The sequence below is a fragment of the Neisseria sicca genome (assembly GCF_003044565.1).
Lineage (GTDB): Bacteria > Pseudomonadota > Gammaproteobacteria > Burkholderiales > Neisseriaceae > Neisseria > Neisseria sicca_A.
Map to the genome: position 1 here is coordinate 316939 of NZ_POXG01000003.1, position 15831 is coordinate 332769.

Annotated in this window: 18 protein-coding genes; 6 read left to right on the plus strand and 12 right to left on the minus strand. The window is 51.2% G+C overall.

Annotation, left to right across the window (positions count from 1 at the left end; genetic code table 11):
- Position 1 precedes the first annotated feature (1 nt).
- Positions 2-313 (minus strand): ATP-dependent Clp protease adapter ClpS, encoded by a 312-nt coding sequence (gene clpS, locus DBZ16_RS08675; RefSeq protein ID WP_107813690.1) that lies wholly within the window; start codon positions 311-313, stop codon positions 2-4.
- A gap of 314 nt (positions 314-627) precedes the next feature.
- On the opposite strand from clpS, the gene DBZ16_RS08685 reads away from it, so the two are divergent.
- Both DBZ16_RS08685 and DBZ16_RS08690 read left to right on the plus strand, forming a co-directional pair.
- Complete coding sequence (locus DBZ16_RS08685) at positions 628-831, plus strand: cold-shock protein (RefSeq protein WP_003682902.1); 204 nt, start codon at positions 628-630, stop codon at positions 829-831.
- A gap of 188 nt (positions 832-1019) precedes the next feature.
- The gene (locus DBZ16_RS08690; protein WP_107813691.1) at positions 1020-1247 is read left to right on the plus strand and encodes a branched-chain amino acid ABC transporter; all 228 of its coding nucleotides are present in this window, start codon (positions 1020-1022) and stop codon (positions 1245-1247) included.
- A gap of 316 nt (positions 1248-1563) precedes the next feature.
- Here DBZ16_RS08690 and DBZ16_RS08695 read toward each other — a convergent pair whose 3' ends face one another.
- Both DBZ16_RS08695 and DBZ16_RS08700 read right to left on the minus strand, forming a co-directional pair.
- On the minus strand, positions 1564-3789 hold the full coding sequence (locus tag DBZ16_RS08695; RefSeq protein ID WP_107813692.1) for a DNA internalization-related competence protein ComEC/Rec2: 2226 nt from the start codon (positions 3787-3789) through the stop codon (positions 1564-1566).
- Between the two features lie 158 nt (positions 3790-3947).
- Positions 3948-4856 carry a Dyp-type peroxidase gene (locus DBZ16_RS08700; RefSeq protein ID WP_107813693.1) on the minus strand — a complete coding sequence of 303 codons (909 nt, stop codon included), beginning with the start codon at positions 4854-4856 and terminating at the stop codon, positions 3948-3950.
- A 132-nt stretch (positions 4857-4988) separates the two neighbouring features.
- Between DBZ16_RS08700 and DBZ16_RS08705 the strand changes: the two genes are divergently transcribed.
- The 3 genes from DBZ16_RS08705 to DBZ16_RS08720 all read left to right on the plus strand — a co-directional run bounded on the left by DBZ16_RS08705 (position 4989) and on the right by DBZ16_RS08720 (position 6927).
- Positions 4989-6074, plus strand: coding sequence for a metallophosphoesterase (locus DBZ16_RS08705; protein ID WP_107813694.1), 1086 nt, complete (start codon positions 4989-4991; stop codon positions 6072-6074).
- 273 nt (positions 6075-6347) lie between these two features.
- Entirely contained in the window at positions 6348-6548 is a 201-nt protein-coding gene (locus DBZ16_RS08715; protein ID WP_003755307.1) for a (2Fe-2S)-binding protein, read from the plus strand.
- Positions 6549-6672: 124 nt separating this feature from the next.
- Positions 6673-6927, plus strand: a complete 255-nt coding sequence (locus tag DBZ16_RS08720; protein ID WP_107813696.1) for a glutaredoxin family protein — start codon at positions 6673-6675, stop codon at positions 6925-6927.
- A gap of 107 nt (positions 6928-7034) precedes the next feature.
- Here the strand turns inward: DBZ16_RS08720 and DBZ16_RS08725 are convergent, their stop codons facing one another.
- The gene (locus DBZ16_RS08725) at positions 7035-7469 is read right to left on the minus strand and encodes a hypothetical protein (RefSeq protein WP_107813697.1); all 435 of its coding nucleotides are present in this window, start codon (positions 7467-7469) and stop codon (positions 7035-7037) included.
- Positions 7462-8769, minus strand: a complete 1308-nt coding sequence (locus DBZ16_RS08730; RefSeq protein WP_107813698.1) for a homoserine dehydrogenase — start codon at positions 8767-8769, stop codon at positions 7462-7464. Before DBZ16_RS08730 ends, DBZ16_RS08725 begins: the two co-directional genes overlap by 8 nt.
- A 242-nt stretch (positions 8770-9011) precedes the next feature.
- On the opposite strand from DBZ16_RS08730, the gene DBZ16_RS08735 reads away from it, so the two are divergent.
- Positions 9012-9386, plus strand: a complete 375-nt coding sequence (locus tag DBZ16_RS08735) for an Mth938-like domain-containing protein (protein ID WP_107813699.1) — start codon at positions 9012-9014, stop codon at positions 9384-9386.
- A gap of 73 nt (positions 9387-9459) precedes the next feature.
- Here the strand turns inward: DBZ16_RS08735 and DBZ16_RS08740 are convergent, their stop codons facing one another.
- From DBZ16_RS08740 to hemE, 7 genes are all read right to left on the minus strand, one after another.
- Positions 9460-9894 (minus strand): YiiD C-terminal domain-containing protein, encoded by a 435-nt coding sequence (locus DBZ16_RS08740; RefSeq protein ID WP_167390278.1) that lies wholly within the window; start codon positions 9892-9894, stop codon positions 9460-9462.
- An 83-nt stretch (positions 9895-9977) separates the two neighbouring features.
- Complete coding sequence (locus tag DBZ16_RS08745) at positions 9978-10514, minus strand: gamma carbonic anhydrase family protein (protein ID WP_107813701.1); 537 nt, start codon at positions 10512-10514, stop codon at positions 9978-9980.
- 129 nt (positions 10515-10643) lie between these two features.
- Entirely contained in the window at positions 10644-10985 is a 342-nt protein-coding gene (locus DBZ16_RS08750; protein ID WP_240600309.1) for a hypothetical protein, read from the minus strand.
- A 204-nt stretch (positions 10986-11189) separates the two neighbouring features.
- Entirely contained in the window at positions 11190-11687 is a 498-nt protein-coding gene (locus DBZ16_RS08755; RefSeq protein WP_107813703.1) for a hypothetical protein, read from the minus strand.
- 356 nt (positions 11688-12043) lie between these two features.
- Positions 12044-13537, minus strand: a complete 1494-nt coding sequence (gene cls / locus DBZ16_RS08760; protein WP_107813704.1) for a cardiolipin synthase — start codon at positions 13535-13537, stop codon at positions 12044-12046.
- A gap of 361 nt (positions 13538-13898) precedes the next feature.
- Entirely contained in the window at positions 13899-14489 is a 591-nt protein-coding gene (locus DBZ16_RS08765) for a phosphatase PAP2 family protein (protein WP_107813705.1), read from the minus strand.
- A gap of 262 nt (positions 14490-14751) precedes the next feature.
- The gene (gene hemE, locus DBZ16_RS08770) at positions 14752-15813 is read right to left on the minus strand and encodes a uroporphyrinogen decarboxylase (RefSeq protein WP_107813706.1); all 1062 of its coding nucleotides are present in this window, start codon (positions 15811-15813) and stop codon (positions 14752-14754) included.
- Positions 15814-15831 lie beyond the last annotated feature (18 nt).

Genomic DNA, 15831 nt, shown 5'->3' on the forward strand with positions numbered 1-15831 from the left:
ATTAAATCTCCTCGACAATACATTGCAGCGGATGCCCTTCGGCTTTTGCATGCTGCATGACTTGTTGTTGTTTGGTTTGGGCGATGTCCCGTGTGTAAGTGCCGCACAAGCCTTTGCCTTCGTGATGAACCAAAAGCATCACCGCCACCGCCTGCTCCTGTCCGAGCATAAAGATTTCGGTCAGGATTTCGACGACAAATTCCATCGTGGTGTAATCGTCGTTCAGCAAAAATACGCCGTAACGTTTCGGCGGGGCGGTTTTTTGGTCGCTTAAAAGAGTATCGGATTCGTGATGTGTGTTTAGGTTGTTCATAAATATTTATGGCTTTATGGAAGAGGGTTTGTTTTCAGACGACCTTTTGAAAGGTTTGATACCAAATGAATCTATAAATATAGTGATTATAGAGTTTGATTTCAATTTCTGTTGTATTTTGGTCTGTTTCCGCCATTTTCGCACTTTTTCCCTTATATGGCTTGACGTTTTGACTTAACAAATGTAAAAAGACGGTTAAGCAGAAGCCGGCATTCGACCAAGTATATAAAGCTAGGGAGAAACGCTGAACGTTTAAGTTTGCTGTATGCCTTATTTTGCTGATTTTGTTAATTTTTAAGTATAGGAAGTTTCTAATGGCAACCGGTATCGTAAAATGGTTTAACGACGCTAAAGGTTTTGGTTTCATCACTCCTGATGAAGGTGGCGAAGATCTGTTCGCTCACTTCTCAGCGATCAACATGGATGGTTTCAAAACCCTGAAAGAAGGTCAACGCGTATCTTTCGACGTAACCACCGGCCCTAAAGGCAAACAAGCTGCTAACATTCAGGCTGCTTAATTAAATGCACGGCTTATGCCGTAGAATGATGGCGGGATTGATTCCCCGCCATTTTTTTATAGTGGATTAAATTTAAATCAGAACAAGGCGACGAAGCCGCAGACAGTACAAATAGTACGGCAAGGCGAGGCAACGCCGTACTGGTTTAAATTTAATCCACTATATTGTCTATAAGAAACGGAATCCCTATGGCAGAAGACAAACAAAATGTCGCCTACGAAAACGCCCTGCGGCAGTTGGACGAACTCATCACCCATCTGCGCAGCAGCGGGGAAGTCAGCTGCGCTGTGGCGGAACAAGAAGACCTGATGCTGATACGGCTTGCCGATTTGAAAATCGATTTGAGGCCGAATGATAAAAAGGCGATAGCGGATATCGACCGGTTTTACCGCCGCCATTTGGGCGACGGCAAATAAAATCGGATGATCGCAATCGCGTGATGAAGGTCGTCTGAAATCTCTATTTCGCCCTTGCCTGTTTTTTGGGCAGTATTATTTTTCCTTTTAGTATCAAAAAGTAATCCAATATATCCACAACTGGATTCACATAAAGCAAGGATAACTATATTTTTTCTTCATCATGCTTCGGGGTCGTCTGAAAATCCGTTCTATAGTGGATTAACTTTAAACCAGTACGGCGTTGCCTCGCCTTGCCGTATTATTTGTACTGTCTGCGGCTTCGTCGCCTTGTCCTGATTTAAATTTAATCCACTATACCATACAGCAGACACATTTACTCAAACGGCTTTTTCTGCCAATAAAACTTATCCTTTTTCAGACGACCTTTAAAGATTTCATCGCCGCCCAATTCAAACACCAGCGCGCCCGACAAATCCGTCCGCAACAAAGTCGCGCCGTATGCGCGGACGCGGGTTTGGACGGCGGGCGTCGGATGTTTGTAGGCATTGGCGTAGCCGCTGGAAGCGACGGCGTATTTGGGGGCGACCGTGTTGAGGAAGCCGCCTGATGAAGCCGTATTGCTGCCGTGGTGTCCCAATATCAAAACCTGGCTGTACAGCGAGCTGCCGTAGCGTTCTACCAGCCCCGCTTCGCCTTTGACGCCCAAATCGCCCGTAACCAGCAATGCCTGTCCGTCGGAAACGACGCGCAAGATGCAGCTTTTGTCATTGTCTTCGCCGGCCGGGTTTTCAGACGACCTCAATAACTCGAAATCCACGCCGTCCCATTGCCATTGCGCTTCGGCGCAAAGTTTTGCGTTCGGATAAAACTCAGGCTGCCCCGCCAGCGTTTCGCCGATTTCAATATCGGAAACGGCGTCCAAACCGCCGTCGTGGTCGCTGTCGTGATGAGACAGAATCAGCGTGTCCAAACGGCGCACGCCCATGGCGTTCAGGCTTGGCACGATACCCGTTTGCGCCGCCTGCGCCGTACCCGTGTCAAACAGCAGGTTGCGGTCGCGCGTCTGTACCAACACCGATAACCCCTGTCCCGCGTCCATCACGGTAATCCGCGCCAACCCGTCATCCAAACGGTCTGGGCGGTAAAACACAAATCCAGCCAACACCAAACAAGCCCACGGTCGCAAACCCAGACCGCGCGGCAACAGCCACAGCAAAGCCGCTGCAAAAGCCAAAACCAACAGCGGCACAGGCACGGCGGCTACGGCAAATTCAGGCGATACCTCCGCCAGCCAAACCAAGCCGCGCAAAGTGTATTCCGCCAAACCTGCCGCCGCCCATCGCAAAGGCGCGAACGGCAACACCGACCCCAGCAGCGCCAAAGGCGTCAATACCCAAGAAAACCAAGGAATCATCGCCGCATTGACCAAAGGGCTGATGATGGGCAACGACGCAAAAATATAGCCCAACAATACCACCGACAACACCGTCGCCGCCCATTGTCCGCGTACAGCCAAACGCCAGCCACGTTCTTTCAGACGACCTGCCGAAGCCCAAATCAAGGCGGCAACCAAGCCGAACGACAGCCAAGTGCCGACACCCAAAACCGCCAACGGATCAATCAGCAACACCACCGCCAAAGCCTGCCACCACGCCGCCCAACCCGAAGACAGACTGCCGCGCCACCAAGCCCAGGCAAACGCCGCCAACATCAAGACGCTTCGCTGCGTCGGCACGGAAAAGCCCGCCAGCAGTGCATAAAACAAAGCCCCTGCCGCGCCGCCCACCAAAATCCACATGCGCGGTTTTGCCGGTATCCAAGGCAGTCGTCTGAAAATCAGTTTGACCAGCCAACCCGCCAAAACTGCCACCATCGTAACGTGCAGCCCCGAAATGCTGACCAGGTGCGTCAAGCCCAAAGGTCGGAACGCCTGCCACAGTTCGGGCCTCAACGCCGATTGTTCGCCTATGCTCAAAGCCCGCATCAGACCGATACCGTCCGAAAAATCGGGACTTCCCGCCCCGACCGCCTGCCAACGACGGCTGATCGCATCACGCCACACCGCCAAGCCGACACTGCCGCCCTTGCGAACCAAGCTCCTGCCTTTGCCCAGCGTACCCGCGCCATCCAAACCGTTTGCCAACGCCCAAGCTTCGCGGTTCAGCCCGCGCAGGTTCACTTCGCCGATAACCGGCTTGAGCCGTGCCGACACCTTCCAGCGACTGCCCACCGCCCAATCGCGTTTCTGATAATCCGACAGCAATAAATCAAACTGCCGCCCGTCCTCCGTCCACGCCTTCGCCGCAAACTGCACCCGCCGCCCGTCACCGCGCGGCATATCCGCGACTTCAACCGTCAACACCGACTCCGAAGCTCCGTTCAGCGGCCATTGCGACGACAAAGCCGCTTCCGTCCGAAACACGCCGTAAGCTGCGCCAAGTAGGACGCACAGCATCATTCCTGCCACCGCAAACCGCCGCGAAGCCGCCAGCAAAACCAATGCTGCTGCCAGCCACACAGCCCAATGCGGTACGGACGGCAAAGCGAACGAGGCAATGACGCCGACTGCCCAAAACGGTAATCCATAATATTTCAGCAAAACTGTTTCCCTTTTTATTATTAGCTTTGAAATCAGGTGGGGATAATAATTGAATTTCCTACAAACGTCATGAAAAAGGTCGTCTGAAAACCTGAATCTCAAGTTTTCAGACGACCTTTCGTCTTAGGGCTTCAATATTTCACATCGGCAATGCGGTTTTACAAATCCTGCAAACGCTCGACCGAAGGGGCGTAGTAATATGCGCCGGACACGGCGGTGGAAAGATGCTTGAGCAGCAGGTCGGTTTTGCCGTCGGCATCGCCGAACATATGTAAAAGCTGCACTTCGATGTTGTGCAGGGTGTGGCAGTAGGCGGTGAACATCAGGCCGTGTTCGCCGCTGATTTTGCCGAAGGGCAGGCTGCGGCGGACGATTTTCAGACCCACGCCGTTTTCTTTCAGGTTGACGCGGCCTAAATGCGAATCGGGCAGGCGCACGTCTTTGCTGAACTCTTCATTCGCTTCTTTGCTGCGGCCAACGCTGGCTTCTTGTTCAGCAACGGGGACGGCATCCCATTTTTTCAGGTCGTGCAGGTATTTTTGCAGCAGGACGTAGCTGCCGCCGGCATCGGGTCGGCCTTCGGGAATAATGGCGACATTGCGGACGTTTTCATCGCCTTGCGGGTTTTCAGTTCCATCGACAAAGCCGTCCAGTCCGCGGTCTTCATAAAGGCGCAGGCCGTGTTCTTCGGTGGCGATGCTGATGCTGTCGCCGAACGCGGCAAAGACGGATTGTGCGAGTGCGAAGGCGGCTTTTTGGCGGTAGGCTTGGATGTGGATGTAGATATCGTGTTGGGTTGAGGGGGCAAGACCGTTGCCCATGACGGGGAAGGGTTTGATTTCGCTGCCTTCTTCTGCGTGTCCGAATGCTTTCCATGCGTCGCTGCCGAAGGCGATGGTCATGCCTAAAATATCTTCGGGAAAGCGGGTTTTCAGCTTCGCCAAAGCTTCAAGCGAGCTTCGGCAGGCGGTTTTGATGTCATCGTAGCGACCGTCGCGGATGTCGGCTTCGATAAATATGCCGGCTTGGGCGTGATCGGGGATGATGGCGGTTTGCGGGCGGGGCATTGTGGTTCCTTTTCGGTTTATTGGATTTTTCAGGCGGTATTATAGCACTTAAGGTTTTCAGACGACCTCGTCTGAAAGGGCGGATATGATAGAATCCGCCGTTTGTTTTTTGATTTTCAACAGGTTCGCTTTATGTTCGGTACGATGTTTTTGATTATGATTGTATTGCTCCAGCTTTTCACGTTCGGACTGGGGCGTTCGTTGCAATGGCTGTTCGCGCCGGTGGTCGGCAAGGCGGGCAGGCGTTGGCTGATGGGGGTGTCGTATTTCGTGACTAACGGCCTGTTGGCGGGGCTTTTGTTGGAATTGGGACATTTTATGTTCCGCATCATGGCGTTTTGGATGGTGTTGCTGCTGTTTGTGATGTATGCGGCACTGGCGACGTTTGTTCTGTTTCTGCTGCTGCGCAAATTTGTGGCAAGCCGATCGCTGTCGCGCAGTCTGCGCTTGTTTGCGCCGCTGTTCGTATTAGGTTTGGTCGGCTTGGGGATGTACAACGCCTATACGCCCGTCGTCCGTCATCAGACCGTCGTGATCGATAAGAAAATGGACAAACCGCTGCGTATCGGCATGGCAAGCGACCTGCACTTAGGGATTTTGTTCGGCGCGCGGCAACTGGATAAGCTGGTGGACATCATGAACCGCGAAAAAGTCGATTTAATCCTGTTGCCGGGCGATTTGATGGACGACAACGTCGATGCCTACCGCAAAGAGAATATGCAGCCGCATCTGGGTCGTCTGAAAGCGCCGCTGGGCGTTTACGCGACTTTGGGCAATCACGATATGTTCGGCGACAGCGCGCGCATCCGCCATGACCTCGAAGCGGCAGGCATTACCGTACTCGGCAACCAAGTGTTGCAACACGATGCTTTCCTGCTCGTCGGCCGCAACGACGATTTGGACCACGACCGTCCGTCTGTCTCTCAGTTGCTGGAAAACCACAATACCGACCAGCCCGTTTTGTTGATGGATCACCGCCCGACCGAAGTCGAGGCGCACGCCAAGCTGCCTATTGACGTTCAAGTTTCCGGTCATGTCCACAACGGTCAAATCGCGCCGGCAAACCTGATTGTGCACACACTCTACCGCCTTGCCTACGGCTACGAGGAAATCGGCGGAAGACATTTTTTTGTCACGTCCGGCTACGGTTTCTGGGGGATTCCGCTGCGCTTGGGTTCGCAGTCGGAAGTGTGGGTAATTGATGTGAAAGGGAAATAGCGGTATTGCAAAATGAAAAGATAAAAAATACAGGCTTGCCGTTGCGCAGCCTGTATTTTTTTATTTGCTGTGAATCTCGATGACGTGCGCGGCTTGGTTGTTTTTAGAATATGGTTCCAATCTATTGAATCAATCGAAACAAGAAAATCAATAGAAAATTACCAAATAAAACCGTTCGAACCGGTCTTGCAATGCAAACTGTTTTTATTTATATTTACGTTTAAGAATAAAACACACTATCAATACTGAGCGAAAGAAAACACGGAGCACATCATGTTTGTTTGCATTTGCAACGCCATTACCGACCACGACATCAAAGAAACCATCGCTGCAGGCGCGAGTACCATGAGCGATTTGCAGGCTCAATTGGGCGTTGCCACTTGCTGCGGCTGCTGCGGCGAACTGGCGGCTTCCTTCCTGAATGCCAACAGTGCACAAACGACAGTTACCGCCGGTATCAATGTGCAATCCTAATCTTGTCTAAAGCATTATCAAAGGTCGTCTGAAACCGCAATCAGGGTTTCAGACGACCTTTGCATTGACGGCAGCCTTTATCTTACAATCCGTTTTTCGTTTACCACACCGCAAAGCATCCGCCATGAAGCTGACCCTGATGTTTCGAGAATATTGCAGTCTCTGTCACAAAATGCGTGAACAGCTCAAGCCGTATCAAGAGGCATTCGGTTTTGAGTTGGAAATCTTCGATGTCGATGAAGACCCTGTTTTAGAAGAAAAGTATAACGAACTTGTCCCCGTGTTATTGGATGGGGACGAAGAAATCTGCCATTGGTTTTTGGATGAGGAAAAACTGAAGGCATGGTTGGAAGGGAAGAAACCGACCGCACGAGCATAGTTTGTTGTTCCATCCTGATGTGCAGTGAATCCCTTATTAATAAAAAGGTCGTCTGAAAAAACAAACGGAGTTTTTTCAGACGACCTTTTTGCTATGTTAAAACCGGATTATTCTGCCTTCAAACCTGCCACACACTGCCTGTCGCGATCTTCAAACGCTTGCGCGCCGCCAAGCAGGTCGAGCTGTTCTTGCGGGCTGAGTTTGCCCAATGAACGGATTTGTTCTTCAGAGAGCTTGTCCAAAGGCTTGTCCCACATACAGGTGCAGTAATCGGCGGCGAGTTTGCTGTTGTTTGAATCCAAGCCTCTTGCTTTCAAATCGTTTTGCCATTTTTCGGCAAAGGGGATGTTTTTCACGCAAGATTCAAAGATGTTCTGCTTCGCCTGCGGTTTGGACATGGCGCATTGCGAGAGCAGGGCAGTCGCGGCGAGCAGTGCCAAAATGACCCATGCCCAAATGCGGATGGTGCGGATTTTGGCTTTCGCTTTTTTACGCGCCGCGGCTTGCTCTTCGGCGGACATTTCGTTTTTCGGCTCAGTCATGCAGGCTTTCCATACGGATCATGGTGATCGGTTTTTCCACGCAGTTTAATGCTTCAATGGCGGCAATCGCGCGCTTGATGTTTTTCTCGACCGTGCTGTGGGTCAGAATCACGATTTCGGCGGTGGTTTGGTCGATCACGCCTTTTTGGATTAAGGCTTCGATGGACACGTTTTCTTTTGCCAAAAGCGCGGCGATTTGCCCCAGCGTACCCGGTTCGTCTTTGGCTTGGACGCGCAGGTAGTAGCTGCTGGTGATTTCGTCCATAGGCAGGATGGTTTGCGCTTGGACTTGGGCGGGTTGGAACGCCAGATGCGGTACGCGGTGGCCGGTATCGGCTTCAATCAGGCGGGCGATGTCGATGATGTCGGCGACCACGGCGGAAGCGGTCGGCAATGCGCCCGCGCCCGCGCCGTAATATAAGGTTTCGCCGACCATATCGGCGTTGACGCGCACGGCGTTCATCACGCCGTTGACGTTTGCCAAGAGGCGGCTTTCGGGAATCAGGGTTGGATGGACGCGCAATTCGATGCCTTTGTCGGTTTTGCGGGTGATACCCAGAAGTTTGATGCGGTAGCCGAGTTCTTCGGCGTATTTGATGTCGCGGCTGTCGAGTTTGCTGATGCCTTCGAGGTAGCAGGCGGGGAAGTTCATCGGCGTACCGAATGCCAGCGCGCTCATGATGGTGATTTTATGGCCTGCGTCGTTGCCTTCGATGTCGAAGGTCGGGTCGGCTTCGGCATAGCCCAATGCCTGCGCTTCTTTCAATACGTCGGCAAATGCGCTGCCTTTTTCGCGCATTTCGGAGAGGATGAAGTTGCTGGTGCCGTTGATGATGCCGGCGATGCTGCGGATGCGGTTGGCGGCGAGGCCTTCGCGCAGGGCTTTGATAATCGGGATGCCGCCTGCTACTGCCGCTTCAAATTGCACCATGACGTTTTTTTCTTCCGCCAGCGGGAAGATTTCGTTGCCGTATTCGGCGAGCAGTTTTTTGTTGGCGGTAACGATGTGTTTGCCGTTTTCAATGGCTTTTAATACGGCATCTTTGGCGATGCCGGTACCGCCGAACAATTCGACGACGACATCGACGTCTTCACGCGCCACCAGTTCGAACGGGTCTTTGACGAAGGCTGCGGACGGACAGATTTGGCGGGCTTTTTCTTCGCTCAAGTCGCATACGGCACTGATGCGCACTTCGCGTCCCAAACGGCGGCTGATTTCCGCCGCATTGTCCTGCAACACGGCAGCCGTACCGCCGCCGACCGTACCTAAACCTAAAAGACCGATGTTTACTGGCTTCATTGTGCCTCCTTGTGAGCCGATTCTCTTAAATCAAAAAGTAAAAACAGAAATTCAGAAAGCCCGAAACGCACCGCCGCCGCAGATTGATATAATGCTGATTTTGCAAGGGCGGAAGGCGCAGGCTAAAGTCGCCCATCCTACCTGAAATTGCCTGATTTTGCACCTTTTTTACGGAACGCGGCGAAAGGGCGGCAAGCCTGTTTGAAATTGATATATCAAGCCGAGAAAGAAACGGAAGAAAAATGCTGATTGAAGAAAACAAAACCGATGAAACCCTGAGCCTGACCGCTTATCGGGCGGGCGCAATCGAAGCGGGCGGCAAAACCTACACCACACCCATCATCTGGCGCAACGGCAAAATCGAAGCAATGAACGTGCAAACGCCGTCCGAACTGACTGCCGCCGACCTGTTTCAGACGACCTCCGAGTCGGACAGTTTGCCCGAAGTCATCATTATTGGCACGGGGGAGAAGCAGCAGTTCCTCCATCCGAAAATCGCCGCCGAACTTGCCGCACACGGCATCGGGTTGGAATGTATGAACACAGCCTCCGCCTGCCGAACGCTGGTGTTGCTGCAAGGCGAAGGGCGCAGCGTTTGGGCGTGGTTGTGGGTGTGAACAGGCATCCGCTGGATATAAAAAGGTCGTCTGAAAATTTCAGACGACCTTTGTCTATGAAACAGCCGATACCTTATCCCAATACGACAAACCGTCCGTCAAAGACGGCAGCCAATTCGTTTTCCGAATAGATTTCGGTTTGCAGGGCGATTTTTCCTTTTTTATGGCGCTCGAACATGGTTTTGAGTTTTTGCCACTCTTCAGCCGGCGGACTGCGTGTGATGATGGTCAGATCGCCTCGTGCAGGGCGCAGGTAGCGGGTGCTGCCTTCTTGAATGACGATATTGCCATCCGATTCGGGGCAGTTGAGATACACAGTTGCCCAGCCGCCGACGGTTGCCGCCAACGCGATACTGCCGCCGAAGGCAGTATTTTTATGATTGCGGTTGGGGGCGTGGGGCGCGAAAAGTACGGTTTGTTCCGCCGTAGTTTCCAAGACGCTTAGATCGAGCAGGGCGGTCGCAGGGATGTGGGTATGCAGGAAATCTTGCAGGGTTTCGGGGTTCATGGTCGGTATCGGGATGGGTCGTCTGAAAATCGGGAGCAGACAGCGAAGCCCCATCAATTATAGCGATAGGGCGCGCAGAGGGCTTATTTTGACTGCTTGTGCTGTCCTGCCAACCGCACATAATGCGCGGACGAATATTTCAAAAACTCTTTTTCCTTGTCCGTCAGCGGGCGGACTTGTTTGACGGGCGAACCGACATAAAGATAGCCGCTTTCCAAACGTTTGCGCGGCGGTACCAAGCTGCCAGCGCCTATCATTACGTCGCTTTCGACGACGGCATCGTCCAAAATAGTCGTACCCATGCCGATTAACACACGATCGCCGATACGGCAGCCGTGCAGCATGACTTTGTGTCCGACGGTAACGTCTTCGCCGATGACAAGGGGCGAACCTTCAGGCTTTTCCGCGTTTTTGTGCGAAACGTGCAAGACGCTGCCGTCCTGTACATTGCTGCGCGCGCCGATGCTGATGCTGTTCACATCGCCGCGCAAAACGGCATACGGCCAGACGGATACGTCTTCGGCAAGCGACACTTTGCCGATGATGACCGAAGTTTCATCGATAAGGCAGGACTCATGGACTTGCGGAGTATGGTCTAAGAAGGAGCGGATGGGGTTCATGCGGTTATTTCCTTTGTAAGCAGGGTTTGTTTTAAGAGGTCGTCTGAAACGGATTTCAAGCTTTTCAGACGACCTTTTTAAATGTTGGGTCTTCGACTCAAACTAACTTTGTGAATAATGATCAAAAAATCAAGTTTGATTTATGGTCCTACTTTCAATCAATTTTCTCCATTGATATAAAAGGGACAAAAAGTATCCAAAGTCATAAATGGTCACATCCATTTCAGTAAATTCGTTAAAAATATTTATCTTATCTTTTGTTATGGAAATTGTGTGTGCATTACCCGTACCTTCCCAAATTTCTATTTTACCGTTTTGGACTTGACTAATATTGTCTATTATTAAATCAACAGTATTTGCTACTCCCATAACATCTTCTTCCAGAAAATCTGCAATCATTTCATCAGATGATTTTAAATTTTTACGTTCAACCTTGCATATGTTATTGCTATCTATATAAAAATACATCATAGGCGCTTTTAATTTCAGAAATTATTCGGTTTCGAGACCCTGTTTTAGAATAAATGATGAAGGTGCCGTTTATTTAATCTATTTTCTTTTTACAGAATCAAAAATTTCAATATTTCCTATAGATTTGAACTTTTCAGACGACCTTTTCAAGCCCACCCATACACATGAATTAAGATTTCAAACGGGGTACAGTTTTCTCATCATTTATTCATTGGAAAAAATGATCATTTTCCCTTCCGGATAATCTCCTTTCCAACCACAAGGGAGACCGTTATGTTGGTAAACATATAAGATATCTTTCCAAATCTCCGGTATATAGTTATTGGCGTAACAATTCAATAAAATCCTCATATTGTCAGGCATTGTTTCTTCCAGTAGGTTTACTACCCCCTCTATCGTGAGCTTTTTATCTGCACCATGAAAATCCTTATCTAGGGCTCCCAGGCAATTGGTATTAATTAATTTAGCACCAATCAAGTAGTGCCAATCGAAATCCTCCAAGCCCGAGAATTGCTGAGTATCTATAATCTCCTCCCACTCATCCCATTCGTCGCCTAACAGATATCTGGCTTCCTCCGGAGAGGTGGTAACGATAAACTTTTCACGATCTCCATCATAAGGACGGGAAAAGAAACTGTCTGATGACAAAAAATCAACCACGGGTTGCGCCGATTCAAGTATTTGGTTCCAAGTCTTTTTCATTGTTGATTGCCTTTTAATTCAAATTTTACAAGCACCAAGCCCGGGAATATTTGTTTACGGGGCGCGGGCGAGATGAAAAATATTCGGTTTATATTATCTATCTGTCTTCGGGCTGACAACTGTTATAGTGGATTAACTTTAAACCAGTACGTCATTGCCTCGCCTTAGCTCAAAGAGAACGATTCTCTAAGGTGCTGAAGCACCAAGTGAATCGGTTCCGTACTATTTGTACTGTCTGCGGCTTCGTTGCCTTGTCCTGATTTTTGTTAATCCACTATATCCAAACAAAAGGGTCGTCTGAAAAGGGTTTCAAGCTTTTCAGACGACCTTTGGTCTTGTACGAACGGTAAGCCTGCCTATAACAGCGGACTCATCAGGCGGACGGTGTTTTCAATCAACCCGCGGAATTTGGAGCGTTGCTGCCATGCTTTGACGGTGATGTAGCTGCTGTTTTTGAGGTAGTCGCGTTGCAGGTTGCAGATTTGTTTGGTGATGTCGCGGTCGTAGATGGCGAGGCTGATTTCGAGGTTGAGGAAGAAGCTGCGCATGTCCATGTTGACCGTGCCGAAGAGGGCGTAGTCTTCGTCTATGGTCATGGTTTTGGCGTGTAGAAGTCCGCCTTTGAACATGGCGATTTTGACGCCTGCGTCGAGCAGCATGGGGTAGTAGGCGCGGGAGGCGTAGCGCACCATGAAGGAATCGACTTTATCGGGCAGAATCAGGGTAACTTTGACGCCGCGTTTGGCGGCGATGGTCAATGCCATCAGTAGGGGTTCGTCGGGGACAAAATAGGGGGTGGTGATGGTGATTTGTTTGGTGGCGGCGTAAATCGCGCTGATGATGGTTTCGTAAATGACGTGGCTGCCTTGTTCGGGCGCGGAGGGGATGACTTGGGCGACGATGTCGCCCTGCTGCATTTTTTCGGGAAGGATTTCGGGAATGCGCTCTTGCGCCTGTGTCAGATATTGTTGTACGCCTTCGAGGTTTTCGTCGGTTTCGACGGCGAGGTCGGCAAAGAAGACGGCGGAGAGTTCGAGTACCATCGGGCCGGTGCAGCGCATCATGACGTCCACCCATTCGCCGACGCCTGAATCTTTTTTGAAGAAGCGGGGATCGACGAGGTTGAAGCTGCCGGTGTAGCCGATTTTGCTGTCGATGACGAGGATTTTGCGGTGGTTGCGCAGATCGGTGCGGGTGAAGAAGGTGCGCCAGACGCCGACGGGCAATGAGGCGTGGACTTCTATGCCGGCTTCGCACAGGGTTTCTACCCAGCCGCTGTCGAAAAAGCGGCTGCTGCCGACGGCATCGGCAAGGATGGCGCAATCCAAACCTCTGTCGGCGGCGGCGAGGAGTTCGTTTAACAGTTCTTCTATCCTGCCTTCAGGTTCGATGATGTAGAAGGCGAGCATGCAGGAATGGCGGGCGGCGCGGATGTCGGCAAGCATGGTGTCGATGATTTCATCGGTGGTGGACAGCAGCGTCATGGCGTTGTTGCGCGTTGCGCCCAGTCCCGTTCCTTTGGCGGCGACTCTGCTGATGCCGTGATAACGGGATTTGACGTTGTCGCCGACACCGAGGTAGATCTCGGAGAGGTAGCTTTCGGCAAAGCTTTGGTAGAAGCGGTTCATCTCGCCCGTGCGCTTTGCCCGCGCCGTGCCGAGTCGGGGTTCGCCGATAAGCAGGTAGGCGATGGTACCAAAGACGGGGAATAGGAAGAGGATAATCAGCCAGGCGAAGGTGGAGCCGATGTTTTTTTGTTTGTACAACACTCGCAAGACGCAGCCGAGTGCGGCGCAGGTGTGGGCGAAAATGAAGATTTCTGTCCAGGTGATGTCTTTTAGAAAAGTCATGTTCGATAGGCGGTGGAGGAATGGCGGGAGCGGATGTATAGTGGATTAACAAAAATCAGGACAAGGCGACGAAGCCGCAGACAGTACAGATAGTACGGAACCGATTCACTTGGTGCTTCAGTACCTTAGAGAATCGTTCTCTTTGAGCTAAGGCGAGGCAACGCCGTACTGGTTTAAAGTTAATCCACTATATTTTTGAATCTGACTGGTTTGAGACGGTAAGGTTCAGATGATGAGTATATACAAAGGTCGTCTGAAAAACGAGTTTACACCGATAAGCGGGTATTTTTCTTTTTAGCGAAACTCGCTGCGCTCGTTTTCAGACGACCTTTTAGGTTTTGTTTTTACGGGCTTGGGTGCGTCAAAGCACTAAAAGATACAGCCAGTAGGCAAAGCCGCCCAATGCCGCGCCTGCGGGCAGGTCAATCAGGTAATGCTGTTTGGTAAAGATGCAGGACAGGGCAATCAATACGGGAAAGAGGAACGCGGCGGCACCCAAAGTCGGCAGCGCGTGCAGGGCGGTCAACATGGCGACGGAAACGTGCATACTGGGGAAGCAGTTGCTGGCTTGGTCGAACTTTTGAACAAATTGTAAAAACCATTCAGACGGTGTTTTGCCGGTATTGATGCTGCGCCAATGCGGCGGAGTGGAAACGGGAAACAGCCAGAAGAACAGCATTTGCATAAACAGCAACATCAGGAAGCTGAACGCCATCATGTTGAAATGACGGTGGTCGGTGGCGATGATGTTGAGGTAGAGGATGGCGGGGTAGTAAAGGAAGCTGTATATCCACGACCAACGCGGGCGGAAAGGGATTTTTTCGTCTATTGGGGAATTCCAAATAATCTCTTTGCGCAAGGGGTGGCGTTGGGTATAGAAGTAAAATTGATAAGCGCCGATAATCATCACGCCGCTCAATATCAGATTGACGAAATAGTCTTGAAAACTCATGTATGTGTTCCTAGAGGGGCTGTTGACAGCCCCTAAAAAAGTGGGTTTTATTGAAATTGGAATGGTAGTTTTGAAAGAACGTTATCATACCCACCTTTTGAAATATGTGAAATCAATCTGATTTGATTTTGGTAAATATGCAGTCGATTAAATAGAAAATGTCTTATTTTTACTTTTAACCTAACGCAAAACAAAAGGTCGTCTGAAACCAAAACTGCTCAAGAAGCTTGGTTTCAGACGACCTTTTACGTTACGCGCTCAATCAGGCGTGATATTGGCGCGACAGTTCGTGTACGGTATCGACTAAGATTTTGGCGTGTTCGGGGTCGGCGTGTTGGTTGATGCCGTGTCCGAGGTTGAAGACATGGCCGCTGCCGTGCCCGTAGTCGGCTAGGATGCGCGCGACTTCGGTGCGGATGGATTCGGGCGTGCCGAAGAGGGCAAACGGGTCGAAGTTACCTTGCAGGGCGACTTGGTTGCCGACGCGGCGGCGTGCTTCGCCGATGTTGCACGTCCAGTCCAAGCCTAATGCGTCTGCGCCGATTTCCGCCATGCTTTCCAGCCACAGTCCTCCGCCTTTGGCAAACACGATGACGGGAACGCGTCTGCCTTCGCTTTCGCGTTTCAATCCGGCAACGATTTGGCGGATGTATTTGAGGCTGAATTCTTTAAACGCCGCGTCGCTCAGGACGCCGCCCCAAGTGTCGAAAATCTGCACAGCCTGCGCACCCGCGTCGATTTGGGCGTTGAGGTAGGCGGTAACGGCTTGGGCGTTGGTGTCGAGGATTTTGTGCAGCAAATCGGGGTGCGAGTACATCATGGTTTTGATGGTGCGGAATTCTTTGCTGCTGCCGCCTTCGACCATGTAGCAGGCGAGCGTGAACGGGCTGCCGGAGAAACCGATAAGCGGTACGCGACCGTCCAATGCTTTACGGATGGAAGTTACCGCGTCGAAAACGTATTGCAGTTTTTCCATATCGGGAACTTGCAGCTTGGTAATGTCGGCTTCGTGTTGCAAGGCGCGTTCGAATTTCGGGCCTTCGCCTTCGGCAAAATACAGTCCCAAGCCCATTGCGTCGGGAACGGTCAGGATGTCGGAGAACAGAATCGCCGCGTCCAAATCGAAGCGTTCTAAGGGCTGGATGGTGACTTCCGTTGCCAATTCGGTGTTTTTACACAAATCGAGGAAGCTGCCCGCTTTCGCGCGCGTGGCTTTGTATTCGGGCAGATAACGCCCCGCCTGACGCATCATCCAAATCGGCGTGTATTCGACGGGCTGTTTGAGCAGGGCGCGGAGAAAAGTGTCGTTTTTCAAAGAGGTCATGTGGGGCTTTCAGTTTGT